Below are 26,757 nucleotides of genomic sequence, written 5' to 3' on the forward strand. Positions count from 1 at the left end.
TACTAAAACGCAGGAATGTCGGTCTGTGAACGACCCAGAATTAACGCGTGAATATCGTGTGTACCTTCGTAGGTATTAACCGCTTCTAAATTCATCACATGGCGAATAACGTGGTACTCATCGGCAATGCCGTTACCGCCGTGCATGTCGCGCGCCTGGCGGGCAATATCCAGCGCCTTGCCACAGCTGTTACGCTTAATGAGAGAAATCGCTATTGGGTTCAGTGTACCCTTATCCAGCTCGCGTCCAGCTTGCAGGCAGCCTAATAATCCCAAGCTAATTTCGGTCTGCATGTCCGCCAGTTTTTTCTGTATTAACTGGTTAGCCGCCAGCGGGCGACCAAATTGGCTGCGCTCCAGCGTATATTGGCGTGCGGCATGCCAACAGAACTCTGCTGCGCCGAGCGAGCCCCAGGCAATGCCATAGCGCGCTTTATTCAGGCAACTAAACGGGCCTTTTAAGCCTTTAACTTCCGGGAAAATGTGGTCTTCAGATACCTCAACGCCATCCATAACAATTTCGCCGGTAATAGACGCACGTAGCGAGAACTTACCGTCAATTTTGGGGGCGCTCAGGCCTTTCATGCCTTTTTCCAGTACAAAACCGCGAATTTCGCCGTCGAGTTTTGCCCAGACGACAAACACATCGGCGATAGGCGAGTTTGTTATCCACATTTTAGAGCCAGACAGCACATAACCTTTGTCAGTGCGCTTGGCGGTGGTGCGCATACTGGCCGGGTCTGAGCCGGAATCGGGTTCTGTTAAGCCGAAACACCCAACCCATTCACCGCTGGCTAATTTAGGTAAGTATTTCTTGCGCTGAGCCTCGGTACCAAAGGTGTAAATAGGGTGCATAACCAAAGAGGATTGCACACTCATCGCACTACGGTAGCCGCTGTCGACACGTTCAATTTCCCGCGCAATAAGTCCATAGCTAACATGGTTCACACCACTTCCGCCATATTCTTCCGGTAAGGTCGCGCCGAGTAGCCCCATCTCACCCAGTTCGTTCATAATCTGGCGATCAAAGTTCTCATTACGGTTGGCCTCCAGTACGCGAGGCATCAACTTTTCCTGAGCGTACTGATGAGCGCTTTCCTGAATCATTTTTTCTTCATCTGACAAGGTGTTTTGCCAGTTGAGCGGATCGGACCAATTAAAACCAGCGGATGACATGTAACCTCCTGAAAAAAGTACTAAGCGACCCGGCTTTCCAGAGCCGTAAAGTCATTAATAGTGAGAATGGATTGCTCGGTGTTAATCAGCTGCTGTTCTTTCAGGGCAGTGAAAATACGGCTGACAGTTTCAACAGCCAGGCCCAGATAATTAGCAATATCCGTGCGTGTCATTGGCAATCGGTACTCACTACGGGACAATCCATGTTGATGCATGTGCGTGCTTATTGAAAGTAAAAAGGCCACAACTTTCTGTTCAGCACTGGTATTAACAACGTTTAAGTAATGTTTGCTGCAATTTGCTAAGCGTCGACTCATAAGCTGCAGAAGGTTACTTTCAACTTTAGGAAGTTCCTGCGCAAATAATTTGCTCAGTCTAATTTCACACAGCATAGAGGTTTCCATGGTCTCACAATATGTAGCTGCTGAACCGCTGGCTAAGCTCTCAAGACCGACAATGTCGCCAACCATATGAAAGCTGGTAATTTGCTGCTTACCATTGCTGTCAATGGTGTAGCACTTCACCGAGCCGCTTTTTATTGCGAAAACTGAATTGAGTTTTTGCCCTTCACTAAAAACAACATTACGCTTGTTAAAAAGGTGCGGTTCGCGGCTGCATTTATCAAGAATTTCGACATCGGTTGGCACTAAACCGGCGGGAACGCAAATTGATTGCATGCTGCATTGGCTACATTGAATTGGGGTACGCATAGTCATCTCATCTGCTGAATTATTGATCTGGTTCACTATACAAAACCCTCCAGCAAATTTATCTACCTCTAAAGAGAGATGAGAGTTACCCCTTATCTTGTAGAATATCGACAGCCTCTACCGGACATACCGCGTAGCAGTTCGGTGTATCGTAATAGCCTTCACACTCTACGCACTTATCCTGATTTATCTCGTAAATGCTGTCGCCCATTGAAATCGCTTCGGTTGGGCATTCGGGTTCGCAAACATCGCAGTTAATACAGCCATCGTTAATGACAATCATGCTACTTTCCTCACGGTTGCTTCTTTTATCAGAAAACAAAAGAGAATATCGTTCTTCTCGATGCTAACCGGTGTCTGCAGTTTCACTTGATAACCGGAACCGGGCGCGCGGATCATGGCCTCGTTTTTAAGCGACTCCATGCGGGCCAATTGAAACGGATAATTACCTTTGGGTGTCATCAGCAGCAGTTCATCACCAATAGAAAAGCCATTTTTCACCTCAACCTCATATAAGGTGTTGTCGGCGGTTGCTGCTGCCAGTTGTCCGACTAGAATATGCTCGCCTTCGCTGTGCGAGCGTTCATAATTCTGCAAGTCTTGTGGCGTATGGCGTTGTAAGAAGCCCGCAGTAAACCCTCGATTTGCCATACCTTCCAGTTCGCTAAGCAGCTCGTTATTAAAAGGCTTACCGGCTACGGCGTCGTCAATTGCGCGCCGATAAACCTGAGCTGTTCTGGCAATGTAATAGTCTGACTTAGTGCGGCCTTCAATTTTTAAGGAATGCACACCCATCTCAACTAAGTCCTTTACATATTCAACCGCGCGTAAATCCTTCGAGTTCATGATGTAGGAGCCGTGTATGTCCTCATCCAGCAACATTAAATCCTGTGGACGCTTCGGATCACCAAGCAGTACCGGTTCATATTGACCCACAGCGTTTTCCTTTGCTTCATGCACCTCATACCCCCAGCGACAGGCATTGGTGCAGGCGCCTTGGTTTGGGTCGCGCTTGTTCATGTAACCAGACAGCAGGCAGCGCCCGGAGTAGGCCATGCAGAGTGCGCCGTGTACAAATACTTCAACTTCCATGTCAGGAACTTGCTTGCGCATTTCAGCAATTTCTTTGAGTCCCAGTTCGCGCGACAAAATAACGCGCTCAATGCCTTGTTGTTGCCAGAACTGAAGTGCAGCCCAGTTGACCGTGTTGGCCTGGACCGATAAGTGCAGAGGTTGGTCGGGAAAGTACTGTTGCAGCAACATAACCACGCCGGGGTCAGACACAATTAAGGCATCGGGCTTCATGTCGACAATGGTGCAAATGTGTTCAACAAAACGGGCCAGCTTGGCGTTGTGCGGCGCAATATTGACCACAACATAAAAACGCTTTCCCTGCTGATGAGCTTCGTTAATGCATTCGCCCAAGTTTTCCAGGGTAAAGCTGTTATTGCGTACCCGCAGGCTATAGCGAGGTTCGCCAGCATAAACGGCATCTGCACCGTAAGCAAAAGCCATACGCATAGCTTCAGGGCTACCGGCAGGACAAAGTAACTCAGGACGGAAATCTGCGGCTGACATAAAACACCTGTATCACCAAATTAACGGTGAAGAATAGCAGAATCAGGGAATTGGCAGCTTGACGCAAATCAAGGAGAGGTAGCGAGGGTAGGTGTTGGCAGATTACCCTCGCGATTACGGGCGATTATTATCGGTCCTTATTGAGGCGCTTTATTACCCTGTAGGTTGACCATCCATACGGCGGCCTCAACCCGGGAGCGTAGCCCCAGTTTCTTCAATAGGTGCTTTACGTGTACTTTAACTGTGCCATCTGAAATATCCAGTTCGCGGGCAATGACCTTATTACTCATGCCTTTGGCAATTAAGCTTAAAATCTCGTGCTCGCGATTGGTTAAGTTACTCAATTGAGAAGTGGTTGACTGCGTTGGTTGGCGCAGTGCGGTCGCCAGTATTTCGGTAATGGCTTCGCTTAAAACCATTTTGCCGGTAACAGCGCGATGAATCTGTTCCAACAGCAGTTCGGGTTCCATGTCTTTTAGCAGGTAACCGTCAGCACCATTGGTAATTGCCGCAACCACATCATCATCAGCATCACTCACTGTTAACATGATGATCCGCGAGGTGACTCCTGAGTCGCGGAGTCTCTTCAGAGTTTCTATGCCATCCATACCCTGCATGTTCAAATCCAGAACGATTAAGTCAGGGTCGTGCTCTACTGCTAGCAGCAAGGCGTCCGGGCCATTACTGGCCTCTGCGACAACGGTCATGTCATCTTCCATCGCAATCAACTGCTTTAATCCTTTGCGCAGTAGTGGATGATCATCCACGAGCATAATGCTGGCCGCTTCGGTTGTCATAGTGTTCTCCCTTATAAATTTAACCTGGTTAGTTTGACATAGCTTGTGCACAAATTCACCGCAGACAAGCATTACTTACACTTCTGAATAAAATTCTACTCCGAAAGAGGTAGCTGCTTACTCCATAATAAACCTAAAACTAACTCTTGATGTGAGTTGTATCCAAACCCTCATAGTTGCAAAGTCCTTACTCTGTGAATATGACAACGAATTGCAATGTTATGGGTAAAGTTTCGCAAGCGAATACAATGAGCGATGTTCGTGATTACCTCGGTTCTCGCGCGCTTTCCCGTGGGTTAACGCTGAGTGTGTTATTGCTTGGTGTCACATTTTGGGCAAGCTGGAGCGTTATCGTTGTATTACTGGCAAAATCAAACCTTAACTTAAGCCCGGTTCAGTTGCTGTCATTAGTCGCTATTGCTGGGGCAAGCGGTGCTGTGTCCAAGTTGTTAGGAACTTTGCTAGTCAATATCCTCGGACGATGGATGCCTACAGTTATTGCCACTCTTATGCTGTTAATGAGTATTATCAGTTATGTGCAATTTTCAGCTGTGCAGCTGAGCTATCCTATATTGGTTGCTTTAGCTGCGGGGTCAGGCATGGGCTGCATGATGTTTGCGCCTGCATTCGACTTAACCCGCCAGTCAAAGGTCATGATCCCCTTGCCGTTGTCCATGAGCCTGGTTATCGGCATGATGATATTCTCTCTGTTTTTAGCTCAGCTGGTTGTGCCTCTGCTGGCTACCTGGCAGTTAGCTGCGGTAGATTCCGCTCTCATACTCGAGCGCAGCAGTGGTCATTTTTTCGCTCGCATCGAGGCCGGCCAGACTATTTTGCTAAACAATTTCAGTTTTGTCTGGGCTATTCTTTTTGGCCTGACAGCCATTTTGAGCGCCGCGGCTGCTTTATTGTCAAACCACAAACAGTCATTACCCAAAGTCACTTTAAGAAAGCTGCTGGCTCACAATGGTCACGTCTGGTATTGCAGTATTCTGTACAACATGACGTTTGGTAGCTTTATTGGCTTTACTATGGCATTGCCACTGATGCTGGAATTTGTGTTTGGTTACAGCACCTTAATTCTGGTTTGGATGGGGCCTTTTATTGCTCTGTTAGCCAGGCCTTTCGGACGTTGGCTGGCGACTATTTTTGGTGGCGCTCTGATAACGCAAGTGAGTCTGTTACTGATGATGATATTTGGGGCTTTGGCTGGCCGCTACATGTATTTTGCTCAACATGGTGCCACTGAACTCTACTTTGAGCCTTTCTTCATCAGCATGCTGGGACTGATTTTTACCAGCGCCTTGGGGAACGGTTCAGTCGTTGTCAGTATGACCAAAGTCTTTCCCAGAACTTATACTCACAGAGTGTTAATTTGGGCGGGCACTATCGCTATGCTGGGCGCGGTTTATTTGCCCTTGCGCTTTGCCTGGGCTTTGCAGTCGCAAAACATGGACACCGTTTATATCGACTTCATTGTTTTCTATGTTATCGGGCTCTTGTTAAACGGTTTTGTCTATTTGCGCCGACGCGGCCAGTTCTATAACCCTTAAGAGTGTGGACGGTGTCTTTCACTATTGCAGCAAATAGTCCGGTGTAAAGGTGAAGCAAACTTCCGTGCCGCCGCTTTCCAGTCTTGAGATTTTTATTTCACCACCAAGATTACGACTGCGTTCCTGCATAATGGCTAACCCGTAATGATTAACCTTCTCCGCATTCTCAGGTAAACCGATGCCATCGTCAGTAATTTTAAGTTCCACGTCCTGTCCACTGGGCTGCGATAGGCTAATGTGTACTTCGCTTCCCTGACTGTGGTTTACCGCATTCTGACTGGCTTCACGAATAATTTGCAATAAATGGATTTCTTCGTGGGGCACCAGTGGAATATTATTAAGGCGATAATCCAGATGGACAACCATATTACTTTGTTCGGTTAACTGCTTAACCGTCGTCTGTAATGCGCTGTAAAGTCCTGAACCATCTACTTTTAAGCGGAAGGTCGTGAGCAACTCCCGCAACTGCCGGTAGGCTGAGTTTAGGCCCTCTCTCAGCTCGTTACTGACATCATCTATCGTGGCGCGATCGTTCTTCTCAATCCCCTTGTGTAGCCGCGTAACCTGAATTTTTAAGTAGGACAAAGCCTGTGCCAGTGAGTCGTGCAGTTCACGGGCTATAACGGTACGCTCGTGCATTAACGCCAGCCGCCGCACTTGCTCTTCCTCAGATTTCAGGCTTTGTGATAGAGCAAGCTGATCCGCTGTGGAACTCATCAATTGCTGTTGCCAGGTCGCCAGAGGCTGTCCTTGTTCGCAGCGAACAATTAATACACCGTAGTTTTGATCTTCTCGTTTTAGCACAAAGCGATAAACCAGTTTGTCTTCTATTACCGAAGCACCAGGGCCTGCTTTAAGGCAGGTAGCGCAGTCACCGGCCTCACAGGGTTCGTGTGAACTGGGACGCGGTTGCAGTTGCAAAAACGGGCGGTTGCCTTCTTCCGTTAGCAGGCATAACTCAATGTCATTTACTTCACCAATTTCGTAGAGCTTTTCAATAACTTGCTGGTAATTATTGTAGTCATAACTGTGCACGATAATGGAGCGGGCGGTATCGTACAGAAAGGACAACACCTTGTTTTTGCGCGACAGTTCCTGAGTTTGCTGCTCTACCCGGCGTTCAAGACCACCGTAAAAGTAGCTGACGGTTTCCGACATCTTGTTCATTGTGCGGGAGAGCTGGCCTATTTCATCTTCGTTATCGATTTTTGACTTAGCGGTAAAGTCGCCCTGACCCAAACGTTTGGAAACCGCCAGCAGGTGTCGAAGCGGTTGGTTGATTTTTCGTTTTAGCACGGTAAGTAAAAAGAAAAATATGGCAACGATAAAAAATGAGGCTAAAGCCAGCGAGCTACGAACCGTCTCCATTCGTCTTTCTGAATGCTCTTGCAGCTGGCCAACCAGAGTGTCGAGCTGATTCACATAGTTGTCTATGGCGTTACTTTGTTGCTGGGAAAAGCGAGCAAAATCCTGCTCTGCTATTTCCGAGTGCACCCGCTGCCATTCGGTTCTAGCGTCTTTAGCTAGCTGTTGAATACTACCGCCGGCTTTTACGAAGTGACGATGAAGTAGAGGTTGTTCCCAGAGTGTATCTATTTCCTGCGCCGTTTCGCTGGCCTGAACTTTCTTGCCGCTAGATAGCTGCAGCGCAAACTTATAGGCTTTCATTCGGTGTGAGCCCGCAACGTTAATCAACTCCGCGTCCTGCTCTGATTTTTCCAAAAGCCAGAATGCAGAGAGAGAAGAGGCGCTGGCAACAATTACGATAAGCGCAAGCGATACTCTGAAGACATTAATTATAGAAGCGTTGCGTATCATTCCGGGCGACGTCCTGAGTGAAAGTTCCGGTACATGATATAGCATTTCGAAAGAGGGGAACAAATAAGTGCGGATTAATTCATCAGTTTATTGCGGTGAAGAACTTTCTCGGTTCGGCGCGCTAACTTCTCCATAAAAACTAAGTCCGCTAAGGTTGGTTCTGCCAGTTCGTTGTCCAGGTCGGCCTGCCATTGGCTGACTTCAGCATCCAGCATTTCCATCATTTTTTTAGAGCAGCCACGACAAATACCCTGGCACATATCGGCTTCTTTTAAGCCAAAAGGGATGTGCTTACGAATGACATCGAGTAATTGATACATCGCGGTTTTGGTATCGGGTTTGCGGCTCATACGTCCTCCAGTAAACGCCTCACAAAAGAAAGCCAGGCTTCTGCAACGATTGCAGAAGCCTGGTTTATTAAGGGTTAATCAGACTTATGCTTTAAGCCTTTTACAACTTGCCAGCTAATACCTAACGCACCGACGATGAAGACCATGTCGCCAAGGGTACGGAACCAGCGTAGGTTCTGTAATAGAGGTTGCTGCATAAAGGCTTCACTGCGCGCATACCACAAGCCTTCGCTGGCAGCGGCGTAAAACTGAATGAAGCCGACAGGCAATAAGCTGGTGAAGAGCATTAGTGCTAAGCCAATGTTCATGGTCCAGAACGCCATTTTCATCAGTTTTTCGTCGAATTGCAGGTTCGGACGAATGTAGCGCAGAATCAACAGCACGAAACCAAGCGCCAGGAAACCGTACACACCAAACAAAGCTGCGTGTGCGTGAGTTGGCGTAGTGTTCAAGCCTTGCACATAGTACAGCGAAATAGGTGGGTTGATCATAAAACCGAGTACACCTGCGCCCAGCATGTTCCAGAAGGCAACTGCAACGAAGCATAGTAATGGCCACTTAATGCGTTGCATCCAGGTTGCGCGTTTTTGCAGGCTGTAGTTTTCCCAGGCTTCGTAGCCCAGTACGATAAGCGGTACCACTTCTAACGCTGAGAAAGTAGCGCCCACGGCCATAACTGGCGTGGTTGTGCCGGCAAAGTACAAGTGGTGGAAAGTACCTGGCACACCACCCAGCATGAACAGTGACGCAGATGCTAACGCAGCCACGGTTGCCATGCGGCGGGAAACTAAGCCCATGCTGTGGAAAATGAAGGCCAGTGACGCCGTTGCGAACACTTCGAAGAAACCTTCTACCCACAGGTGAACAATCCACCAGCGCCAATATTCCATGATAGAAATGTGAGTACGTTCGCCGTAGAAGAAGCCAGCGCCATAGAATAGGCCAATGGCAACAACTGAAGCGGTAAATAATGCCAGTAAGTTCTTATCGCCTTTGACTTTGAATGCACCGACAACACAACGCATCATCAGTACCAGCCAGAAAACGATACCGAGGAACTTACCAATTTGCCATAAGCGACCTAAGTCGACGTATTCGTAGCCCTGGTGACCTAACCAGAAGTTAAGGTGCTCCGGCATAATTTGCGCAATGGCTAACCAGTTACCGATAAAGGTACCAGCAACAACTAACACCAGTGCCCAGAACAGGATATCGACACCCAGTTTCTGATATTTAGGATCTTTACCGCCATTAATAATTGGGGCAAGGAATAAACCAGCAGCCAGGAACCCGGTGGCAATCCAGAACATAGCGGCCTGAATGTGCCAGGTACGGGTTAAAGAGTAGGGGAACCACTCTGAAATATTAATGCCGTAGAATTCCTGTCCTTCGACTGTGTAGTGTGCGGTTAAGCCACCCAGTAAAACTTGTAGCGAGAACAACGCAACCACAATAAACAGGTATTTACCTAAGGCTTTTTGTGACGGCGTGAGCTTAATTTTGGCTATGGGGTCATGCTCTGGAGCAACAGGGTCTTCTTCGTCGTGTTGACGTAAAAACGCCCATGCCCAGATTAAGAAGCCAACACCGGCAATTAAGAGAATAACACTGACAATTGACCAGATAATATTTTCCGCGCTAGGCACGTTATCTATCAAGGTTTCATGTGGCCAGTTGTTGGTATAAGTAATATCTGAGTCAAAACGTTCTGTCGACGCGGCCCATGCTGTCCAGAAGAAAAAGTCGTTCATTACCGCACGACGTGCTTCTGAAGGAAGCGTATTTTCTTTCATGGCGTAGTTAACGCGGGTAGGGCGTAGCTCCGGATCATCGCTGAACAGTTTTGAGTAATACTCGCCGGTTTGCTCAATGGCCTGAATGCGTCGTTCGCTTAGAATAACGGTATCTGAAGCTTTATCGTAAGTATTGGTCCGATACTCTTCTTTTAGCTCGTACTCTAGTTGGTTTTGCTGCGAGCCCGCTAGCTGTTCGTAGGGTTTACCAAAGACTTCGTTGGCGCGAATGTCCAGCCAGGCCAGAAGTTCGCGGTGTAGCCAGTCAGCTGTCCAGTCGGGCGCCTGATAAGCACCGTGCCCCCAAATTGACCCCAGTTGCATGCCACCAACAGACTGCCAGGCGGTTTGCCCGTCTAAAACAGACTCTTCGGTTGCAATGACTTTGCCATTGGTACTCATGAACTTATCCGGAATAGGCGGAGCTTCCCGGTAAACTTCCGTTCCAAAATACCCTAAAAGTCCAAAGGTAATTGCGAGAACCGCAATTAACGTCCACCAAAGCTTACGATAACCGGCCATAATTGACCTCCTTGATGCTGAACAGCTTCATATTGTTACTCCATAGATTTATGAGCAGAGAATTTTTATTAATTCGCTATGCATTTACCTAAGTGCAATATTGAGGCCATATTTTAATTTATTGATAAATAAGGAATTTAATTTTAAAAGGGTATTTATGACTTAAGTTTATTAGGTTGTTTTTACTTTTATGGTTAAAAGTACCCTAAAGGTTATTTCTACCCTTTAATGGGTATCTCTTTAAGGCTCCTGTCATTTCTTTCTTCTCGCTTAAATCTTGAGCGGGATCAATGCGCCCGAAACAGACTTAACTATGCTGAAGCACAATATGTAGTGATTATTTTTAAATTAATAACAATATATGGTGTTTTATGCCGGTTTCCCCTACAAGCCTACATTACAGTGCGGAGCAAGTTGTCTGGCAAGAAGTGCCGGGAGAAGTTGCCTTAGCCTACACCATTACCGGCTGTCCGGTTGGCTGTAAAGGCTGCCACAGTGTGGATAGCTGGCCGGTGGGAAGCGGGTCGCCTTTAACGCAGGAACATCTGGCACAGCAGCTGCAAAAATACCGTGGGTTAATAACCTGTGTTTTATTTCTGGGCGGTGAATGGCAGCCCACAGCACTACTGAAACTATTAAAGCAAGTACGAAACGAAGGGCTGGAGACCTGCCTGTATACAGGCTATGAAAGCGTCTCTATATCCCTTCGCGAACAACTGACTTACTTAAAAACCGGGCCGTGGATTGCTGCCCGGGGCGGGCTGGAAAGCCCAACCACCAACCAACGCTTTTATGATTTACGGACCCGGCAGTTATTGAACTGCAAGTTTCAAACAGGAGAATAATTATGTTGCGCTTAAACGAGGAACAAGTCACTGGCAAAGTCGATTTCATTCACGAGTATCTGCATGCTCAAAACGCGGCCGATGGCTCGAAAATGGATGCCAACGCCAATGTCACACAAAAGAATATAGCAACGCTTGAAGCCGAGTTAATGAAAGACTTTTTTGTGCAGGTTAACCGTAAGCAAGTCAGCAATAAAATCAGTGAGCTTTTTGGTAACGAGCTGGCAAAAGAATACGTTCGTCAAATTGAAGACCATGAAATTTACGTGCATGACGAAACCAGCCTTAAACCTTACTGTGTTTCGGTCACTATGTACCCGTTCTTACGTGATGGCTTAACCAAGCTGGGCGGTGAATCTCAGGCACCCAAGCACCTGGAATCGTTTTGCGGCACCTTTGTTAACTTTGTTTTTGCGGTGAGCTCGCAGTTTGCCGGAGCCGTTGCCACGGTCGAGTTCTTAACTTACTTTGATTACTTTGCCCGTAAAGACTACGGCGACGATTATTTAAATACCCATCGTCACCAGATTGAAAACCATCTGCAGCACGTGGTGTATGCGCTGAATCAGCCTGCGGCAGCACGCGGCTACCAGAGTGTGTTCTGGAATATCTCTATTTACGACCAGCATTACTTTGACAGTATGTTTGGTGAGTTTGTTTTCCCTGCGGACTTCACTAAACCAGAGTGGAACTCGGTGAGTGCACTACAGGACTTCTTCCTGGATTGGTTTAATAAGGAAAGGGAAAAAACGATATTGACCTTCCCGGTGGTGACGGTTGCTATGCTGACCAACGAGGGAGAATGCAAAGATCAGTTGTTTGCCGAAAAAATCGCCGGGGAAATGGCAAATGGCAATTCCTTTTTTGTTTATTTGTCTGACAATGCCGACTCGTTAGCCTCCTGTTGCCGACTACGCAGCGAAATTAGCGACAATACCTTTTCTTATACCCTGGGTGCGGGTGGTGTCGCTACAGGCTCTATTAATGTCATTACCATGAACATGAACCGTTTGGTGCAGGATGGCAGAGATTTAGAGGAAGAAGTCAGCAAAATTCACAAATATCAGGTGGCTTACAGAAAGTTGATGGAAGAATACAAGAAAGCGGGCTTATTAACCGTGTACGACGCGGGCTTTATTACCCTGGACAAGCAGTTTTTGACTATTGGTATTAACGGCATGGTTGAAGCGGCTGAATCTCAGGGCATTACTGCGGGAAACAACGAGGCCTATAAAGACTTTGTGCAAAGCCATCTAAAAGTGATTTATGACGCAAACAAGGCCGCTAAAAAAGAATACGGATATATGTTTAACACCGAGTTTGTGCCCGCAGAAAACCTGGGTGTGAAGAACGCCAAGTGGGACCGATCTGACGGTTATAAAGTGAGCCGTGACTGCTACAACTCCTACTTTTATGCCGTAGAAGACGAAGATGCCAATGCGCTGGATAAACTGGTTCTTCACGGAAAAGAATTGATTGAATACCTGGATGGCGGTTCGGCATTGCATTTGAACCTTGATGAAAAGCTCAACACCTCAGGCTATTTGTCGTTACTCAATATTGCCGCGAAAACGGGCTGTAATTACTTCTGCATTAACGTCAAAATTACCATTTGTAACGCCTGCGAGCAGATTGATAAACGCACCTTAAGCGAATGTTCCAGCTGTGGCTCTGAGGACATTGACTACGGAACCCGGGTTATTGGTTACTTAAAACGAGTGTCTGCTTTTAGTGCAGGCCGTCGAAAAGAGCACCATTTGCGTCATTATCATCGCAAGCAGCCAGCCGAGGTTGCTGTGGGTGCGGCACAATCCAATAGGGTATTTCGCCGAGCAAGCTAAAGTGGCACAAAATGATTACAGAGAGGGATGAGTTTTCCCTCTTTCTGTAGCTCTCAGAATTCGAGTTTTGTGGTAATCTCCGCGCGAAAATTCCTGCCGGAATAATCAACCACTTTCATTCTTAACCACCAACCAACAAGGAGAGTTGGTGCAGTTTATCTTTGGGTTCTGAACTGCACTGAAAAAACGCTATGAAAAGATTGCTGTTTACCGTCATTTCGCTGCTGTTTTCGGTATCAGTACTGGCTGCAGAATCCTCTGCTGACCGTATCGATCTCACCTCATCGACCGTTGGTTACGCCGCCATCGTCATTTTTATTCTTGCGTATATTTTGGTGATGGGTGAAGAGAAACTGCACATGAGAAAATCCAAGCCTGTGCTGGTTGCGGCAGGGGTTATCTGGATCCTCATAGGGTTTGTTTATACTGGCGACAATGCCGTTCTGGCGGAAGAGGCGTTCCGGGAAAACTTATTAAAGTTCGCAGAGCTGATGTTGTTTTTGCTGGTGGCAATGACCTACATCAATGCTCTTGAAGAGCGACGCTTGTTCGATGCGCTCAGCGCCTGGTTGATGAAAAAGGGCTTTACCTATAGAAAGCTCTTCTGGATAACCGGTTTTTTAGCGTTTTTCATTTCGCCTATTGCGGACAACCTGACTACCGCTCTGTTAATGTCGGCTGTGGTCATGAAAGTTGCCGAGGGCAATAAAAAGTTCGTCGCGCTTTGCTGTTCCAGTATTGTTATAGCGGTTAATGCCGCCGGTGCCTTCAGCCCGTTTGGGGACATAACCACGCTTATGGTGTGGCAGTCCGGCAAGGTAGAGTTTACCGAGTTCTTACAGCTGTTTGTGCCCGCGTTAGTGAACTACTTAATACCCGCAGTTATCATGAGCTTCTTTATTGAGAACAAAAGTCCGACAACATTGCATACCGAAGTCGAGCTTAAGCGCGGAGCCCTGCGCATTACGTTCTTATTCTTATTAACAGTCGCAACCGCCGTTGCATGCCACATTTGGCTGCATTTACCGCCGGTGCTCGGCATGATGATGGGGCTGGGCTACTTACAGTTCTTTGGTTACTTCCTGCGTATGACCCTGCCGGGATCACTGGCGCGCAAGCGAGCAATGGCAGCACGCGAGGGCGACCAAAAACGCCTGCAACAACTTGGTGGTGTCGTGCCATTCGACGTATTCAGCCGGGTTTCCCGTGCCGAATGGGACACCTTGCTGTTTTTCTACGGCATTGTGCTGTGCGTTGGCGGTTTAGGCTTTATGGGTTACTTAGGTTTACTGTCCGAGTCTCTTTACGGTGGTTTAGACCCAACCATAGCAAACAGTATTCTCGGCGTGGTCTCCGCTCTTGTGGATAACATCCCGGTGATGTTTGCAGTACTGTCCATGGACCCTGAAATGTCCACCGGACACTGGCTGCTAATAACCCTGGCCTGTTGTACCGGCGGCAGCCTGCTCTCTATCGGTTCCGCATCAGGCGTTGCCTTAATGGGACAAGCCAGAGGTTACTACACCTTTATGTCGCACCTGAAATGGACACCGGTAATAGCAATAGGCTACGCAGCCAGCATCCTGCTACACCTATGGCTAAACCAAGCCACCTTCCTCAGCTAGCGGGGAAGGGGAAAGGACTCTCTTGCGATTAAGGTTCCCGGCTCAGAGAGACGCCTGCAAGTACGTCCCTGTAAGGCTTGGGTGGCGCCATCCTTGGCGCCACACACTCTCTGAGCGCAACAGCCCTTTCCCTCAACACCTTCCCCTGTTGCTCTACCTCTATCTAGTTGGATGCTTCGTCGCACTCGCTTTTCGGAAGCTACCGTTGATCTGACTATTAAGGTTTGCTTTCCAAAGTCAGCTGATAGAGGTAACCCGGTCGCAATATGCGCCGGAGAGCTGGTAAGAAAGTGTGTGGCGCCAAGGATGGCGCCACCCAAGCCCCCAGGGATGGGTTTACGGCGTCTTTCTTACCAGCTCTCCAAGCGTAACCGAGGCCGGGTTACCGCCCCAGCCGCTAAACGACTTTGGAGTAGCGGTTCTGGCCGTGATCGAGGTATTCGTCGAAACAGGCGCAGATGCTGCGAACCCAGAGGCGACCTAAGTCAGTGACGCGGAGCTTTTTGTCGGAGACGTCGACTAGACCGTCTTCAATGAATGGTTTTAGTAGCGGTATGGCTTCGGCGAAATGAGCCCAAAAATCGTCGAGATCCCACTCTGCTTTAAAAGCTTCTATATCAAGCTCGAAATGGCAAATAACCTGAGAAATTAATGCGGCACGCAGCTTATCTTCGTCGTTTAACGCCATGCTTTTTATAATGGGTTTTTGTCCGTTATCTATCATTTTGTAGTAGGCAGGAAGCTCTTTTTCGTGTTGCCACAGTACACCGTTTACCTGGCTAATGGATGAAACACCTAAGCCCAGCAGTGCGTCCTGACCGTCGGTGGTGTAGCCCTGGAAGTTACGCTGCAGGCGGCCTTCGCGCTGAGCTATGGCAAGGCCATCGTCTTTTTTTGCAAAATGGTCCATGCCGATAAATTGGTAACCGGCGTCGTTCAGTTGTGTAATGGCTTGTTCCAGCAAACTCAGCTTAACCGACGGCTGCGGAATGGACTCTTCCGGTATTTTCTTCTGACCAGCGAAACGCTGGGGTAAATGGGCATAGCTAAATACCGAGATGCGGTCAGGATCCATTTCAATGACTTGCTCAATAGACTTTTTAAAGGTTTCCGGGCGCTGGTAAGGCAGGCCGTAAATAAGGTCTAAGTTAATTGACTCAAAGCCTAGCTCTTTACTGAGCTTTAGCTGATGCGCAATAAGCTCAATGTCCTGTACGCGATTGATAGCAATTTGCACTTTCTTGTCGAAGTCCTGCACCCCATAGCTGACACGGTTAAACCCCAGTTTACGTAAATGGCGAAGTTTTTCGTCGCTGCAGCTGCGTGGGTCAATCTCTATGCTGACTTCAGGGTTTTCCGCGAAGGTAAAATGCTGATGAACCAGTTCCATTAGGCGGGTCAGTTGCTGCTCAGTCAAAAAGGTTGGGGTGCCACCGCCTAAATGAATCTGACGGATCTTCTTGTCTCTTACCATAGGCTGGTACATCGCCATTTCGCCGGCGAGGTAATCCAGATACTTATCCGCTTTATGCTGGTGGCGGGTAATTACTTTATTGCAACCACAGTAATAACAAAGCTTGTGGCAGAAAGGTAAGTGCAAATACAGACACAGTCCGTCATTTGCATTTTTCAGCGCGGTTTCTATGCGGCTTTCTGAAAATTGTTCGGAAAGCATTAACGCTGTGGGATAAGACGTATAACGAGGTCCATTAATGTTGTATTTTTCTATTAACTCTTTATCCCAGGTAACTGTACTCATAACCACCTCTTGACCCCAGTCAAAAACTATTTAATTAACTTGTCTGTATTGTTTCACCTTTTTCTTTATAAATAAAATCACTAAACCGGTCTCCTATTAAATATAAGGTCCTTGGTAGCTTTTGATTTACCTCAATGGTGTCTAAGAAGTTTTTTAAATGTAACCCTAATTCGGTATTGCCTTTTACCATTAGTTTTCGATTAAAGAATAAAGTGTCGGGGTCAACCTTTCCGTAAATCAGTAAAAGCAGTGCGTCACCGTCTGCTGAGAGCTTTACGTCGGGTTCAACTGGGCTCTTAAGGGATTTTAGTTGGTTTACTTTTAACGTCAAAAATAGAGATAAATCAATGTCTTTAACCTTTATCTCTATTATGTTTCCAGAAATAAAATTAAGCTCTCCTGAAGAAATTTCTTCCTTGAATAAAAGGTTTAATAACTTTTCAGACCCGAAGTTAATAAATTTCGATGGAATTAATTTGTTTATTGGTCGAATTATATTAGGTATATAAGATACCCAGTTGGTGGTATTCATATTTTGCTCCGTTTACAACAACAAAATAAAAGTTGTGAGCACTATAATGAATTAATAATTAGGGTGCTACAAAATATTAAATAGAGGTTTTAAATGGAACTGCTTTGTCCGGCCGGAAGTATCCCTGCATTAAAAGCGGCTATAGAAAATGGTGCCGATGCGGTCTATGTGGGGTTAAAGGATGAAACCAATGCGCGTCATTTCGCTGGTCTGAATTTAAATCAGATGAAGCTAGCAGAAGCAGCGGACTATGTGCACAAGCATGGTCGTAAACTGCACGTTGCCATTAATACCTTTGCGCATGCCGACTGTTGGGAGAAATGGCGTCGGGCAGTTGATGATGCTGTTCTGGCCGGCGCTGATGTATTGATTATTGCAGACCTCGCGGTTCTGGCTTACGCCGCTGAAAGGTACCCCAAAGTTGAAAGGCACTTGTCGGTGCAGGCATCTGCAACCAACGCCGGAGCCATCCGTTTTTATCAGCAGTTTGGCGTGTCGCGGGTGGTCTTGCCGCGTGTGTTGTCTATGCAGCAAGTCAGAGCCCTGGCGCGCACTACTGACGTCGAGCTGGAAGTCTTTGCTTTTGGTAGCCTCTGCATTATGGCGGAGGGGCGTTGTTATCTTAGCTCCTATTTAACCGGCGAGTCTCCTAATACCGCTGGAGCCTGCTCACCTGCGGCTTTTGTGGAGTGGGACGAACAGGACAATAAACTGGAGTCACGGCTTAACGGCGTGCTTATCGATCGTTTTGATGAAAACGAAAAAGCGGGTTATCCCACTTTATGCAAAGGGCGTTTTTCGGTTGACGACGAAATTTACAATGTACTGGAAGAACCGACCAGCCTGAATACCTTAAGTTTGTTGCCGCAACTTTATAAAGAAGGCATTGCCTCGTTAAAAATTGAAGGGCGGCAGCGCAGCCCGGCTTATGTGTCGCAAATTACCAGAGTCTGGCGTCAGGCTATCGATGCCGTTATGACCGACCCGGACGCCTTTGAAGTTGAAGATAACTGGAATTCGGTTCTGGCCTCACTTTCTGAAGGCAGTCAAACGACGCTGGGCGCGTACCACCGGAAATGGAAGTAACCAATATGAAGTTTTCATTAGGACCTATTCTGTATTTTTGGCCGAAACAGCAGGTTTTTGATTTTTATCAGCAAGCTGCCGAGTCGGATGTTGAACACGTGTATCTGGGCGAAACCGTTTGCAGTAAGCGTCGTGAGTTAAAGCTGGATGACTATCTGGCGATAGCGCATATGCTAAGAGAAGCCGGGAAAAAAGTAACGCTCTCGACAATGACCTTGTTGGAAGCGCCTGCGGAGCTCCGGGAGCTGGGTAAATATTGCGATAATGGCGAGTTTGATGTTGAAGCCAATGATGTCAGTGCTATTGGGGTGCTGCAGGAGCAGGGGTTGAACTTTACCGCAGGGCCGGGCATTAATATTTATAATCACCAGAGTCTGCGCCGTTTAATTGATATGGGTATGACACGTTGGGTGGTTCCATTTGAACTTTCCCGCGACTGGCTGCAGGACGTCTTACAGCACAACCTTATCGACACCGTGAGGGACTGCTTTGACGTGGAAGTTTTTTCCTTTGGTCATATACCCTTGGCCTGGTCTGGTCGCTGCTTTACTGCCCGCTCGGAGAACCGCCCGAAAGATCAGTGCGAGCTGTGTTGCATAAAATACCCGGAAGGCCGGGAAGTGAAAAGCCAGGAAGGTCAGCAGGTGTTTGTACTTAATGGTATTCAGACGCAATCGGGTACACGCTATAACCTGATAAACCAGCTACCGGGTATGAATGGCCTGGTCGATATTGTGCGTATCAGTCCGCAACCCGAGGGAACTTTCGACTGGCTACAACGCTTCCGCAGCAATATCAATGGGGAACACCCCGTGACCCTGACGAGCAAAGAGAACAATGGCTATTGGTTGCAACTGGCGGGGTTAGCGACAGGCTAGAATCTCTAAATAGGTATTAACTGACTTTTAGTGGTAGAGCGTCGATCTTCGTCAAAATAAAAGGTATATTAAAAATGTACCTTTTATTAATAAGCGGTGACAGTGATGCAAATCACAGACAGACAAAAAGAAGAGCAGTTAACTCCTATTCTGCGGCAGGCATTTCGCCCACTGTTCCTTTTGGGGGCAGGGTTCAGTGCCGTAGCGATGCTGCTGTGGGGGTTAGCACTTGGTGGAAAGCTCAGTTTGCCTGTATACGGCAACATTATGTTCTGGCACAGCCATGAAATGCTATTTGGCTTTGTTGTTGCCATAGTTCTGGGTTTTTTATTAACGGCGGTGCAGAACTGGACCGGACTTAGGGCTCCGCATGGCAATACTCTGCTTATTCTGACCGTTTTATGGGCTGCCGCCAGGCTAATGTTGCTGTTGGGCGGTGACTTGCCGTGGTGGTTGGTTGCAGCCGTGGATGTCAGTCTCTTACCTGTTGCCGCGTTTCTGTTCGGGCGTATGGTGTTAAAAGTCAATCAGACCCGGAATTTATTCTTTGTGCCCATTTTGCTGTTGCTGACGGTCTGCAACCTGCTTATGCACTACGGCTTACACTTTGGTCACTATCATATTCAGGTGCTTGGCGCTTACAACGCAGTATTTCTGGTGACCTTGTTAATGGCCATTATTGGCGGACGAGTGCTGCCAATGTTTACTGCCAACGGGACTCAAACACCTAAAGTAACGCCAATAGTCTGGCTTGATCGCATAGCTTTAGGCAGCTTGTGGCTTATCTTCGCTGTGCACTTTCTGAATCTGCACACGCTGTTACCTAACCAGATGATGGTCGTTTTATTTGGTGTTTCAGCGGCGGCAACCGGGATAAGAGTTGCGCGCTGGAAAATCTGGATAACCTGGAGAGTACCGCTGCTTTGGTCACTGCATTTAGCTTATTGGTTTATCCCCATTGGTCTGGCGTTATTTGCATTGCGTTATGCGGGTTTCGACCTGACGCAGAGTCTGGCGCTGCACGCCTTAACCGCAGGAGCTATGGGAAATATGATCCTAAGTATGATAGCGCGCGTTTCGTTGGGTCATAGTGGGCGTCCGTTGCAACCAAAACTGATAATGACCGGCGCATTTTTACTGGTGTTAATAGCCGCTTTAACCCGGGTCTTCTTAATCTGGCTGGCTCCCGATTTAGCCAGCCACTGGTTAATGTGTAGTGCTTTAGCCTGGACTCTGGCTTATGGCATTTATGTTGTGGTTTATTTTAAGGTGCTGACAACACCCCGCGCCGACGGTAACCCGGGTTAAGTTTCTTCCGGAGAGTGGTCGGGGCGCGTAGCCAGCCAGCACCCGACCACAACCAGCACAACACCGACAATTGCTTTTAGCCACACCGGAACTTGCGGAACAAATAACCATAGTACCAGGTACCCTGTTGCCATCATAACTAAGGCTATTATCTTAGAACGGCGTTTAATGACCCGGTGGTCGCGCCAGGCTTTTATGTCCGGGCCGTATTTGGGGTGGTTAAGTAGCCAGGCTTCAAGCCGGGGCCAGCCTTTACTAGCAGCCCACAATGCAGCAATGAGAAAAGGTACTGTGGGCATTACCGGCAGGGCAATGCCGATAAGTCCAAGCAATACAAAAAATAGCGCCAGAGCGCGCCACAATAATCGAATTAACAGCTCCCGCGTCACGACTTCATTCCTAATCGACTGGCCATTTTGTGCAGGTTACTGGCATCCAGCTGCAGGTCTTTAGCGGCCTGACTCCAACTGTTGTTATGGCGGCCTAAAGCCGATTCTATCATCTTACGCTGAGTATAATTTACCGCTTCTTTCATCGACACGTTAGCCGGAGGTAAGCTGGCTCCTACGGAGTTTTTTCCAGAGTCGGTGGTGGCTGAAAAAGGCAGTTGCACATCCAGATCCAGCATGTCGGGTTCAATGGTGGCAATATCGGTTTTTTCCACACCGTGGCTAAGCAGCTTAATAGCGGCCCGGCTGATAACATGTTCCAGTTCACGCACATTACCCGGCCACTGGTACTGTTGTATAGCAAGCTCAGCCTCCGGCGATAAGCGTAAAGCCCGCAACCCCAGACGAGCCCGGTTTAGCTCGAGAAAATGCCCGGCCAGAATAGACACATCGTCACCGCGCTCGCGTAATGGCGGAATTGGCAAAGGATAAACCGAAAGGCGGTGGTATAAATCAGCACGGAATGTTTCATTACTGACTTGCTGGCGTAGGTTGCGGTTGGTGGCGGCAATAAGGCGAACATCTACTTTGCGGTATTTGTCAGAGCCTAAACGCTGAATTTCACCATTTTGCAGTACTCGCAGTAACTTGGCCTGTATGGATAAGGGCAGCTCGCCAACTTCATCCAGAAACAGCGTACCGCCGTGAGCGACTTCAAAGCGTCCTGAACGGTCGCTGGTTGCGCCGGAAAACGCCCCTTTTACATGACCAAAAAGCTCGCTTTCTGCAAGTGATTCGGGTAGAGCCGCGCAATTTACATAAATAAGGGGTTTGTCGCTGCGCTGTGAGAGTATGTGCAGTTCACGGGCAAACAGCTCTTTACCGACACCAGTCTCGCCCAGTAGCAGTACGGGCAAATCGGCACTGGCAACCACTCGTAGTTCTTTCAGCACACTTTCAATAGCTTTGCTGTGCCCGATAATTTCCGACTCGTTTCTTTCTGTGGTTCCGGATTTTGGCATGGTGCGCTGCTGGCCTTGTCGCAGAGCCCTGACGTTTTGCTCCAGCTGGCCAATGCGAACGGCGGTCTCAACGAACAAGCTAAACTTTTGCAGTTCAATCATTGAGTTGTCGGTAAATGTACCGGGTTGCAGTGCGTCTAAGGTCAGTACACCCCAACACTTATTCTCCAGGTACAAACTAATACCCATGCAGTCGTGAACGGGCAGCGCATTACCTGGCTGCTCAGCGAGCAGTCCGTCGTAGGGGTCTGGTAATGACGAATCGTGCTCAAAACGTACGGGGTTACGAGATGCCAGCAATGCCGCTAACCGGGGGTGCTGTGCTACAACAAACCGACGACCCAAGGCTTCGCGTACCAGCCCCTGAATAGCAACCGGTTGCAGCACTTCATTATCCAGCTTTAATAAAACCACTGCGCCGCAGTTGAAGTGACTGCGCAAGGTGTTGACCAGATTTTGTAAACGAACCGCTGCAGGCTGCTCGGTAAGCAGGTCTGCTAATAGACTTTCTTGCAACATGGTTAAATTGACTGCCCAGGTTAAAAATACCCTTATTGGTTGGGTTGATAGTACCGTGACACCCCGGAGAGTCAATAATCCTAACGGGGTAGGAGCTGGCCTGTTTGTTGCAGTCCTGACCGGAGTAAGAAACTTTATTTAGCAAACAGGAGTGACCCATGAGTACTTTCGATGACCGTTTACAGACTGCCGAGCAACAATGGCAGGACGCTTCACCCAAGCATTTGATAGAGCATATTTATCTGCGTTTTCATCAGCGCCATCGCGAACAGCTTCCTGAGTTAAAGCAATTGGCCATGCGCGTTGAAGCCGTTCATGGTGATCACCCCGAAGCCCCGGTTGGTCTGACTGAACACCTGGATAACCTGATGCAGGAGCTGGAAAGCCACATGACAAAAGAAGAACAAATTCTTTTTCCTTTGCTGTCTCGTGGTGTTTATCCCGGCGGGCCAATTTCAGTAATGGAAAGCGAACACGTTCAGCATGAAGGTGAACTTAATAGAATTGGCGAACTGACCAATAACTTAACGCTACCGGAAGGCGCCTGTGGTACCTGGACAGCTCTTTATAAAGGCTTAAAAGAGCTGCAGGATGATTTGCACGAGCATATTCACCTGGAAAACAATCTGCTTTTTGTCGAAAAGAAAGCATCGGCACCTGAGCACGGTAAAGATTTTTGTTGCGGTTCGTGTCAGTAACCCTGCTTAAAGTACATCACCTTTTCTAAATACCGACGGCTCTCCGCCAACGGATGCTTAGAAGTTAAGTCCCGGTAAACAATGCCGGGCTGACTTCGGTTTATAATTTGAACCGCGTTGCTGCGGTTGGAAGAAAAGGTTTTCAGCACGTTACCGGCGCCACCATTGTATGCTGAAACAATAGCGTATTCGCGACTGCGCGGATGTTGCACACCTTTTAAGTACTGGGTGTTCAAAATGTGCAAATAGGCACTGCCAATATCGATGTTCTGAGCCGGGTCAAACAATTGTTGAGACGTGGGCTGCCCGGGAATTTTACGAACGCGCTCAAACACGTCACGTCCGGCGGTCGATGCCACTACCTGCATTAAGCCGTAAGCGTTAGCGTGGCTCACCGCATAAGGGTTAAAACTGCTTTCGGTTTCAATAATGGCATAAATAAGCTCAGGCTCCAGGTTATAGCGTCGCGCTGCGGCTATCACGTAGTCGGCATACTGGTGTTTGCGCAGCTCCTGGTGTTCATCGACCAAAGCAATTTGAACCTCATACACCTTGTTGTTTTTGGCGCGCCGGGTGCGCAACTGGTTTTTCACCAAATACTCGGCAAAGCGATTGGCCCGCCATTCGTATTCGACTACCACATTGTCCTGGTCAACAACTTGTCCGCGCAAAAACGGTTTTCCTGTCCGTTCAGGCTCTTTATCGGTAAAAATATCAACGGCAGTGAGGTCGGTTGGCGTTAACAGCGTACGCACAATAGCGGCTTTGAGTTGTTCCCGGGTTTTGGCTGGATCATTGCTGTCATGCAATGTCGCAACGGTCAGCAGGCCCTGCTCAAAATCGACAACGGCTTTGGCATGAAAGTTATCACTGTATTTAACGTACTTTTTTGAGCTGGGAACCGTGTTTTCCTCGTCGCCCCAAATGGCTTCAGCAACGGCACGCAGGTCGCGCAAAGCCTCGCGTAAGTCCTCAATGTCGCTAATAAGCAGTTGTGGGTTGCTGCGGTAGCTATGCAAACGTTCACGTGCCATAGACTCCACCACGGCGCTTGGGTCGCTACCGCTAAGCACGCCGGAATTGACCACGCGTTTTACGTTATTAGGTGTTATTTGGCATCCTGCCAAAATTAGCGTTGTGGCTATAGCCGCCAGCAGAGTGGTTAATTGAGTCTTTTTATTCATAGCGCCTAAATTGAGCTTCACTTCCCTTGTTCAAGCTTTTACATTAGAGAGACATAAAAAGAAACCCCAAGCACAGTTTAAAAGTGCATAAAACAACAGGAATGAAGATGCGCAGTCTCAAATTTGCGGCGCTGATAGCCGCCTCATGGTTGGTCATGCCGACTCAAGCACAACAACTCTCGGGCGAGAGTTCGTTACTTCCCGAAGCGAACTACAGTAATTCAGAAGTGACTGTTGAGCAGGTCCTGGGTTATCCGCTTGGCACTAAAATTACCAGCCCGGCCGACATGAGCCGTTATTTTGAAGCTCTGCAGCAGGCTTATCCCAAACAAGTAAAATTGCTTGAGTACGGCAAAAGCTGGGAAAGGCGTACGCTTTATTACGCGGTTATTTCCAGTGAAGACAATATGGCTGACTTTGACGGTTTTATGAAGGGCATGCAGGCCTTAGCCGACCCGCGCAAAACCGACAGCGATAAGGCTGAGCAGTTAATTGACGAATTGCCCGGTAGTATCTGGCTGTCCTATGGCGTTCACGGCAATGAAATTTCGTCACCGGAAGCCGCTATGGTAACCGCCTATCATTTGCTGCATGACCAGCGTGAGCAGACCCAACGCTGGTTAGATAACACCATGGTATTCATTGATCCACTGCAAAACCCGGACGGGCGTGCCCGCTTTGTGGATCGTTATTACATGAGTGTTGGGCTTGAGCACTCAGGCGATCGCCGCAGTGCGGAGCACAACGAACCCTGGCCTAACGGACGCACGAACCACTACCTGTTTGATATGAACCGCGACTGGATAGCACTGACTCAGCCTGAAATTAGCGGGCAAATAGATGCTTTATTAAAATACTATCCGCTGGTGTTTGTTGATCTGCATGAGATGGGTGGCGATTCCACTTATTACTTCACCCCAGAGGCTCGGCCTTATAATCCACTGATTACCGAGTCACAACGCGAAACGCTGAACTGGATTGGTAAAAATAACGGCCAGTGGTTCGACGAAAAGGGCTTTGATTATTTTACCCGCGAAATTTTCGATGCGTTTTACCCGGGCTACGGTGCCAGTTGGCCGCTGTATCAGGGCTCAGTTGCAATGACCTACGAGATGGCTTCAGCGCGCGGGCATTTGTTTGACCGTACAGACGGTGACGTACTGACCTACGCCGATGGTGTTCAGCAGCATTTTATAGCGTCTATCTCGACGATTCAGACAGTTTCTGAGCGTCGCGAAGCCTTATTGCAGAAGTTCTGGGAATACCGCAAGTCAGCGGTTGAAGCCGGCGAAGACGGTGATGTCCGTTCTATTATTCTGCCCGCCAAGGACGACCCGGCTGCCGCACGTAAACTGGCTTCTTTACTGGTTGAACAGGGTGCAGAAGTGAAGCAGGCGGAAAAGGCGTTTGATGTGTGCGGTACTGATTATGAAGCTGGTGCTTATATCATTGATATGGCACAACCTGCACACCGCATGATACGCACCTTAATGGATAAGCAAGTGGATATGGCGGATGACTTCCTGGCAGAGCAGGAGCAGCGCCGTAACAATAACCTGCCGGACCAAATTTACGACGTAACCGGTTGGTCACTGCCGTTGATGTTCAATGTCGACAGCCACACCTGTGATGACTTACCTGACGTCGCCACAGCCTTTGTAGAAGAGGGGCGCATTGAGCCTGGCAAAGTGATTAACCCTGACGCCAAAGTGACCTTTTTGGTTCGTTGGGGGGATATGAATGCAGGACGTTTCCTCACTGCTGCATTGCGCGAAGGTCTGGAGGTTCGCCAAAGCGAATTAGCCTTCACCCACGAAAGTGCCGGTGAATTCCCCAGTGGCTCATTGATTTTAACCCGCGCTGACAACTCTGATGACTTGCAGACTAAATTACAAAAGCTCGCTGAGGCGTCAGGCGCAACCGTTGAAGGTGTTGATACAAGCTGGATGACAGAAGGACCTAATTTTGGTTCGCACAACGTAAGCAAACTGGAAGCACCGAACATTGCTATTGCCTGGGATGAGCCGGTTAGCCCTTACAGTGCAGGGCATACCCGCTTTGTGATTGAACGTCAGATGGGGTACCCGGTAACGGCTATTCGTACCATGCAGTTACTGCAAAATGACCTTGATGGCCTGGATGTTCTGATATTACCGGAAGGTGCTTATTCTGGCGTATTTAACGACAAAAGCGTTGAAAAGATTCAACGGTGGGTGTCGGATGGCGGTGTGTTGCTGACCTTAGGCAGCGCTTCTGCCTGGGCGGTTGAAACCGGTCTGCTTAATACCCAACTGGAACGCAAAGTGCCGGAAGAGGGCGTTACTGAGCCTGACGAAGAAATTAAAGTTGACGGTAAAGTGATTGAAAGCCGCGAGCAGCTCTTAACGGAGATAAAACCGCACGGCGCTGACCCCGACTGGGTGCCCGGTGCGTTATTAAATGCCAAAGTGGATACAAAACACTGGTTAAGCGCCGGCGTTAAACCGCAGGTTGTGAGTATTTATAACGGCAATGACGTATTTACCCCCATTGATATTGATCACGGTCGCAACATTGCGTGGTTTGCTGGCGCGGATAGCCTGTTAGCCAGTGGCTTTTTATGGGACGATATAGCGCAGCAATTACCTTATAAGCCACTGCTAATGTGGCAGCCAAGCGGTAAAGGCATGATTATCAGCTTTACTCAGGAACCCACGTACCGTGCCTATATGGACGGCTTAAATACCTTGCTGATGAACGCCTTGTTCCTGGCACCGGCAAAAGCACAATAGGAGT

22 protein-coding genes are annotated in these 26,757 nt (G+C 48.2%); 9 read left to right on the forward strand and 13 right to left on the reverse strand.

The window, feature by feature from the left end; genetic code table 11:
• Positions 1-2: 2 nt before the first annotated feature.
• The 5 genes from IL_RS00900 to narL form a co-directional block, all read right to left on the reverse strand.
• Positions 3-1,175, reverse strand: coding sequence for an acyl-CoA dehydrogenase (locus IL_RS00900; RefSeq protein ID WP_011233441.1), 1,173 nt, complete (start codon positions 1,173-1,175; stop codon positions 3-5).
• Positions 1,176-1,195: 20 nt separating this feature from the next.
• Positions 1,196-1,852 carry a helix-turn-helix domain-containing protein gene (locus IL_RS00905; RefSeq protein ID WP_016341254.1) on the reverse strand — a complete coding sequence of 219 codons (657 nt, stop codon included), beginning with the start codon at positions 1,850-1,852 and terminating at the stop codon, positions 1,196-1,198.
• 118 nt (positions 1,853-1,970) lie between these two features.
• Positions 1,971-2,168 (reverse strand): YfhL family 4Fe-4S dicluster ferredoxin, encoded by a 198-nt coding sequence (locus IL_RS00910; protein WP_011233443.1) that lies wholly within the window; start codon positions 2,166-2,168, stop codon positions 1,971-1,973.
• On the reverse strand, positions 2,165-3,463 hold the full coding sequence (yegQ, locus tag IL_RS00915) for a tRNA 5-hydroxyuridine modification protein YegQ (RefSeq protein ID WP_011233444.1): 1,299 nt from the start codon (positions 3,461-3,463) through the stop codon (positions 2,165-2,167). The genes IL_RS00910 and yegQ overlap by 4 nt, the downstream gene beginning before the upstream one ends.
• 137 nt (positions 3,464-3,600) lie before the next feature.
• Positions 3,601-4,260 (reverse strand): two-component system response regulator NarL, encoded by a 660-nt coding sequence (gene narL / locus IL_RS00920; RefSeq protein ID WP_011233445.1) that lies wholly within the window; start codon positions 4,258-4,260, stop codon positions 3,601-3,603.
• Positions 4,261-4,508: 248 nt separating this feature from the next.
• Between narL and IL_RS00925 the strand changes: the two genes are divergently transcribed.
• Entirely contained in the window at positions 4,509-5,813 is a 1,305-nt protein-coding gene (locus IL_RS00925) for an MFS transporter (protein WP_231378613.1), read from the forward strand.
• Between the two features lie 21 nt (positions 5,814-5,834).
• Here IL_RS00925 and IL_RS00930 read toward each other — a convergent pair whose 3' ends face one another.
• From IL_RS00930 to IL_RS00940, 3 genes are all read right to left on the reverse strand, one after another.
• Positions 5,835-7,631 carry an ATP-binding protein gene (locus IL_RS00930; protein ID WP_011233447.1) on the reverse strand — a complete coding sequence of 599 codons (1,797 nt, stop codon included), beginning with the start codon at positions 7,629-7,631 and terminating at the stop codon, positions 5,835-5,837.
• 74 nt (positions 7,632-7,705) lie between these two features.
• Positions 7,706-7,981 carry a hypothetical protein gene (locus tag IL_RS00935; RefSeq protein WP_011233448.1) on the reverse strand — a complete coding sequence of 92 codons (276 nt, stop codon included), beginning with the start codon at positions 7,979-7,981 and terminating at the stop codon, positions 7,706-7,708.
• 74 nt (positions 7,982-8,055) lie between these two features.
• Positions 8,056-10,296: a nitric-oxide reductase large subunit gene (locus IL_RS00940; RefSeq protein WP_011233449.1), complete on the reverse strand. Its 2,241-nt coding sequence runs from the start codon at positions 10,294-10,296 to the stop codon at positions 8,056-8,058.
• Between the two features lie 371 nt (positions 10,297-10,667).
• Here IL_RS00940 and nrdG point away from each other — a divergent pair, with 371 nt between their 5' ends.
• The 3 genes from nrdG (at position 10,668) to nhaD (ending at position 14,607) form a co-directional block, all read left to right on the forward strand.
• On the forward strand, positions 10,668-11,141 hold the full coding sequence (nrdG, locus tag IL_RS00945; protein ID WP_011233450.1) for an anaerobic ribonucleoside-triphosphate reductase activating protein: 474 nt from the start codon (positions 10,668-10,670) through the stop codon (positions 11,139-11,141).
• Positions 11,142-11,143: 2 nt separating this feature from the next.
• The gene (nrdD, locus tag IL_RS00950; RefSeq protein WP_011233451.1) at positions 11,144-12,982 is read left to right on the forward strand and encodes an anaerobic ribonucleoside-triphosphate reductase; all 1,839 of its coding nucleotides are present in this window, start codon (positions 11,144-11,146) and stop codon (positions 12,980-12,982) included.
• A 191-nt stretch (positions 12,983-13,173) separates the two neighbouring features.
• A complete protein-coding gene (gene nhaD, locus IL_RS00955; protein WP_011233452.1) occupies positions 13,174-14,607 on the forward strand; it encodes a sodium:proton antiporter NhaD in 1,434 nt (477 codons plus the stop codon).
• Between the two features lie 397 nt (positions 14,608-15,004).
• Here nhaD and hemN read toward each other — a convergent pair whose 3' ends face one another.
• Both hemN and ubiT read right to left on the reverse strand, forming a co-directional pair.
• Positions 15,005-16,366, reverse strand: a complete 1,362-nt coding sequence (gene hemN, locus IL_RS00960; RefSeq protein WP_011233453.1) for an oxygen-independent coproporphyrinogen III oxidase — start codon at positions 16,364-16,366, stop codon at positions 15,005-15,007.
• Between the two features lie 34 nt (positions 16,367-16,400).
• The gene (ubiT, locus tag IL_RS00965) at positions 16,401-16,898 is read right to left on the reverse strand and encodes a ubiquinone anaerobic biosynthesis accessory factor UbiT (protein WP_011233454.1); all 498 of its coding nucleotides are present in this window, start codon (positions 16,896-16,898) and stop codon (positions 16,401-16,403) included.
• 93 nt (positions 16,899-16,991) lie between these two features.
• On the opposite strand from ubiT, the gene ubiU reads away from it, so the two are divergent.
• From ubiU to IL_RS00980, 3 genes are all read left to right on the forward strand, one after another.
• Positions 16,992-17,984 carry a ubiquinone anaerobic biosynthesis protein UbiU gene (gene ubiU, locus IL_RS00970; protein ID WP_011233455.1) on the forward strand — a complete coding sequence of 331 codons (993 nt, stop codon included), beginning with the start codon at positions 16,992-16,994 and terminating at the stop codon, positions 17,982-17,984.
• Positions 17,985-17,989: 5 nt separating this feature from the next.
• Positions 17,990-18,862, forward strand: a complete 873-nt coding sequence (locus IL_RS00975) for a U32 family peptidase (RefSeq protein WP_011233456.1) — start codon at positions 17,990-17,992, stop codon at positions 18,860-18,862.
• Positions 18,863-18,967: 105 nt separating this feature from the next.
• On the forward strand, positions 18,968-20,170 hold the full coding sequence (locus tag IL_RS00980; RefSeq protein ID WP_011233457.1) for an NnrS family protein: 1,203 nt from the start codon (positions 18,968-18,970) through the stop codon (positions 20,168-20,170).
• Here the strand turns inward: IL_RS00980 and IL_RS00985 are convergent.
• Together IL_RS00985 and norR are read right to left on the reverse strand one after the other, a co-directional pair.
• Positions 20,167-20,559: a YbaN family protein gene (locus IL_RS00985; protein WP_011233458.1), complete on the reverse strand. Its 393-nt coding sequence runs from the start codon at positions 20,557-20,559 to the stop codon at positions 20,167-20,169. The two genes, IL_RS00980 and IL_RS00985, sit on opposite strands and share 4 nt — an antisense overlap.
• Positions 20,556-22,100, reverse strand: a complete 1,545-nt coding sequence (gene norR / locus IL_RS00990; RefSeq protein ID WP_011233459.1) for a nitric oxide reductase transcriptional regulator NorR — start codon at positions 22,098-22,100, stop codon at positions 20,556-20,558. Before norR ends, IL_RS00985 begins: the two co-directional genes overlap by 4 nt.
• 158 nt (positions 22,101-22,258) lie before the next feature.
• On the opposite strand from norR, the gene IL_RS00995 reads away from it, so the two are divergent.
• Positions 22,259-22,798 (forward strand): hemerythrin domain-containing protein, encoded by a 540-nt coding sequence (locus tag IL_RS00995; RefSeq protein WP_011233460.1) that lies wholly within the window; start codon positions 22,259-22,261, stop codon positions 22,796-22,798.
• On the opposite strand, the gene IL_RS01000 is transcribed toward IL_RS00995, so the two are convergent.
• Entirely contained in the window at positions 22,792-23,982 is a 1,191-nt protein-coding gene (locus tag IL_RS01000) for a murein transglycosylase domain-containing protein (protein ID WP_011233461.1), read from the reverse strand. The genes IL_RS00995 and IL_RS01000 overlap by 7 nt on opposite strands.
• Before the next feature lie 107 nt (positions 23,983-24,089).
• Here IL_RS01000 and IL_RS01005 point away from each other — a divergent pair, with 107 nt between their 5' ends.
• Positions 24,090-26,753, forward strand: coding sequence for a M14 family zinc carboxypeptidase (locus IL_RS01005; protein ID WP_011233462.1), 2,664 nt, complete (start codon positions 24,090-24,092; stop codon positions 26,751-26,753).
• Positions 26,754-26,757: the final 4 nt, after the last annotated feature.

The organism is Idiomarina loihiensis L2TR, from assembly GCF_000008465.1.
GTDB classification, from domain to species: domain Bacteria; phylum Pseudomonadota; class Gammaproteobacteria; order Enterobacterales; family Alteromonadaceae; genus Idiomarina; species Idiomarina loihiensis.

Bases quoted from the DNA above. Each gene is read 5' to 3' on its own strand.
- yegQ (WP_011233444.1), bottom strand. From the start codon at position 3,463: ATGTCAGCCGCAGATTTCCGTCCTGAGTTACTTTGTCCTGCCGGTAGC.
- IL_RS00930 (WP_011233447.1), bottom strand. From the start codon at position 7,631: ATGATACGCAACGCTTCTATAATTAATGTCTTCAGAGTATCGCTTGCG.
- IL_RS00910 (WP_011233443.1), bottom strand. From the start codon at position 2,168: ATGATTGTCATTAACGATGGCTGTATTAACTGCGATGTTTGCGAACCC.
- IL_RS00980 (WP_011233457.1), top strand. From the start codon at position 18,968: ATGCAAATCACAGACAGACAAAAAGAAGAGCAGTTAACTCCTATTCTG.
- ubiT (WP_011233454.1), bottom strand. From the start codon at position 16,898: ATGAATACCACCAACTGGGTATCTTATATACCTAATATAATTCGACCA.
- IL_RS01000 (WP_011233461.1), bottom strand. From the start codon at position 23,982: ATGAATAAAAAGACTCAATTAACCACTCTGCTGGCGGCTATAGCCACA.
- nhaD (WP_011233452.1), top strand. From the start codon at position 13,174: ATGAAAAGATTGCTGTTTACCGTCATTTCGCTGCTGTTTTCGGTATCA.
- nrdD (WP_011233451.1), top strand. From the start codon at position 11,144: ATGTTGCGCTTAAACGAGGAACAAGTCACTGGCAAAGTCGATTTCATT.
- nrdG (WP_011233450.1), top strand. From the start codon at position 10,668: ATGCCGGTTTCCCCTACAAGCCTACATTACAGTGCGGAGCAAGTTGTC.
- IL_RS00905 (WP_016341254.1), bottom strand. From the start codon at position 1,852: ATGCAATCAATTTGCGTTCCCGCCGGTTTAGTGCCAACCGATGTCGAA.
- IL_RS00925 (WP_231378613.1), top strand. From the start codon at position 4,509: ATGAGCGATGTTCGTGATTACCTCGGTTCTCGCGCGCTTTCCCGTGGG.
- IL_RS00940 (WP_011233449.1), bottom strand. From the start codon at position 10,296: ATGGCCGGTTATCGTAAGCTTTGGTGGACGTTAATTGCGGTTCTCGCA.
- IL_RS00995 (WP_011233460.1), top strand. From the start codon at position 22,259: ATGAGTACTTTCGATGACCGTTTACAGACTGCCGAGCAACAATGGCAG.
- IL_RS00975 (WP_011233456.1), top strand. From the start codon at position 17,990: ATGAAGTTTTCATTAGGACCTATTCTGTATTTTTGGCCGAAACAGCAG.
- norR (WP_011233459.1), bottom strand. From the start codon at position 22,100: ATGTTGCAAGAAAGTCTATTAGCAGACCTGCTTACCGAGCAGCCTGCA.
- hemN (WP_011233453.1), bottom strand. From the start codon at position 16,366: ATGAGTACAGTTACCTGGGATAAAGAGTTAATAGAAAAATACAACATT.
- ubiU (WP_011233455.1), top strand. From the start codon at position 16,992: ATGGAACTGCTTTGTCCGGCCGGAAGTATCCCTGCATTAAAAGCGGCT.
- IL_RS00900 (WP_011233441.1), bottom strand. From the start codon at position 1,175: ATGTCATCCGCTGGTTTTAATTGGTCCGATCCGCTCAACTGGCAAAAC.
- narL (WP_011233445.1), bottom strand. From the start codon at position 4,260: ATGACAACCGAAGCGGCCAGCATTATGCTCGTGGATGATCATCCACTA.
- IL_RS00935 (WP_011233448.1), bottom strand. From the start codon at position 7,981: ATGAGCCGCAAACCCGATACCAAAACCGCGATGTATCAATTACTCGAT.
- IL_RS01005 (WP_011233462.1), top strand. From the start codon at position 24,090: ATGCGCAGTCTCAAATTTGCGGCGCTGATAGCCGCCTCATGGTTGGTC.